This window comes from Bradyrhizobium sp. Mp27 (assembly GCF_029953005.1).
Classification (GTDB): Bacteria; Pseudomonadota; Alphaproteobacteria; order Rhizobiales; family Xanthobacteraceae; genus Bradyrhizobium; species Bradyrhizobium barranii.
Genome location: NZ_JASAUS010000428.1, coordinates 1 through 2,123 on the forward strand (window position 1 = coordinate 1; position 2,123 = coordinate 2,123).

Consider the following 2,123-nt stretch of genomic DNA (forward strand, 5'->3'; position numbering starts at 1 on the left):
GCCTCCGGCAAACCCGGGGGGGCAGAATCCGAGATAGCTCATTCCGACTGTCAATCGGACTCTACGGATCGTCTCACCTCCTCGGCAACAGTGCTGCGAAGGCTTGGGCCCGATCCGCGGGCGTGGCAAGGCCGTCGGCAAGGACGACGAGGCGCTGCTGGAGCTCGGGCGCAAGCCCCGCCAGGCCCGCGCAGAGGCTCGCCAGAGCCCAGAAGCGATGCGCGGGCTCGTCAAGCTGCTCGGCGATGACGACGAGGCGCTGCTGGAGTTCGGGCGCAAGCCCCGCCAGGCCCGCGCAGAGGCTCGCCAGAGCCCAGAAGCGATCTGCGGGCTCGTCAAGCTGCTCGGCGATGACGACGAGGCGCTCCTGGAGCGCGGGCGGAAGCCCTGCCACGCCCACGCCGAGGCCCGCCACAGCCCGGGCGCGGTCCAAGGGCTCGTCAAGCTGCTCGGCGATGACGACGAGGCGCTGCTGGAGCGCGGGCGCAAGCCCTGCCAGGCCCGCGCCGAGGCCCTGCAGAGCCCAGACGCGGTGCGCGGGCATGTCAAGCTGCTCGGCGATGACGACGAGGCGTTCCTGGCGCTCGGGCGGAAGCCCTGCCACGCCCTCGCCGAGGCCCTGCAGAGCCCAGACGCGGTGCGCGGGCATGTCAAGCTGCTCGGCGATGACGACGAGGCGCTCCTGGAGCTCGGGCGGAAGCCCTGCCACGCCCACGCCGAGGCCCGCCACAGCCCGGGCGCGGTCCAAGGGCTCGTCAAGCTGCTCGGCGATGACGACGAGGCGCTCCTGGAGCTCGGGCGCAAGCCCTACCAGGCCCGCGCCGAGCCCCTCCAGCGCCGAGACGCGGTCCCAGGGCTCGTCAAGCTGCTCGGCGATGACGACGAGGCGCTCCTGGAGCGCGGGCGCAAGCCCTGCCACGCCCGCGCCGAGGCCCTCCAGAGCCCAGCCGCGGTGCGCGGGCATGTCAAGCTGCTCGGCGATGACGACGAGGCGCCCCTGGAGCTCGGGCGCAAGCCCTGCCAGACCCACGCGGAGACCCTCCAGGCGATCTGCGGGCTCGTCAAGCTGCTCGGCGATGACGACGAGGCGCTCCTGGAGCGCGGGCGCAAGCCCTGCCATGCCCGGGCCGAGGCTCTGCAGAGCCGAGGCGCGGTGCGCGGGCTCGTCAAGCTGCTCGGCGATGACGACGAGGCGCTCCTGGAGCGCGGGCGCAAGCTCTGCCATGCCCACGGCGAGACCCTCCAGGGCCAAGACGCGGTCCGTGGGCGCGGCAAGCTGCTCGGCGAGGACGACGAGACCCTCCTGCTGCGCCCCGATCAGGCAATCGAAGTTCAGCGCAAGTGATCGGATCACGTGGGGATTTAGCAGCGCATCCACGCCGCCGAAGGGAGGCATCGTCAACCTGCGCCAGACGAACTGAACCTGGATAGCTCTCTGGCGCCGTCCGTGAACCTCCGCAGATAGCTGGGCGGCATCACGCAATCGGCTACTTGTTTGCGACACACTCACCAGATCGATCGGCCTGAGCTTCTTGGCCACCATGTCGAACACGTCCAGCGGTAGATGGACTAAGTCCGGCGGTAGTCTGGTTAAGTCAGGCCTACCAAGGTCACCGATGATGCGCGGGTTGTTGCTAGAGGAGGGAGCGCCGTCCTCTTGAGGCTCAGCGCGCGTCTGCTCCACGACAAAACAGGATGATTGGTCGGCTCGTTCAAGGCCAACAGCCGGCCCCGGATCGTCCGCGCCACCAGCTTCGTGGGTGTGAAAACCGGAGATAGTTCCTTTGCCAAGCCCATCAATGCCTCTCATCACCATCTCTTACAGACATCGAAGCGGTCACGACCGCCGCATTGGACGTATTCTCCCCCGTGCGTGCCAGATAGAAGTTCATGACCTCCAAAACAAATAGCCGTTCATTATGGAGCAATATTTCATGACTATGCCAACAGAAGTCGCAGATTCGTCGGATCGAGACATGTCCCTCGGCACTTGAAACTGCGCCACCCGACTATGCTTGGATCTGGCTGACGGAGCCGACCTGAGCTTTTGCTGTAGCACGTCATAGACCGGATGCAGATGCAACTCGCTCGCCCGGATCACCCAGTTGCCCAGCGTCCCGCGG

General features: G+C 67.2%; 1 protein-coding gene. It reads left to right on the plus strand.

The window, feature by feature from the left end; genetic code table 11:
- Positions 1 to 103 precede the first annotated feature (103 nt).
- Entirely contained in the window at positions 104 to 1,345 is a 1,242-nt protein-coding gene (locus tag QJT78_RS50595; RefSeq protein ID WP_281460848.1) for a hypothetical protein, read from the plus strand.
- The last annotated feature ends 778 nt before the right edge of the window (positions 1,346 to 2,123 follow it).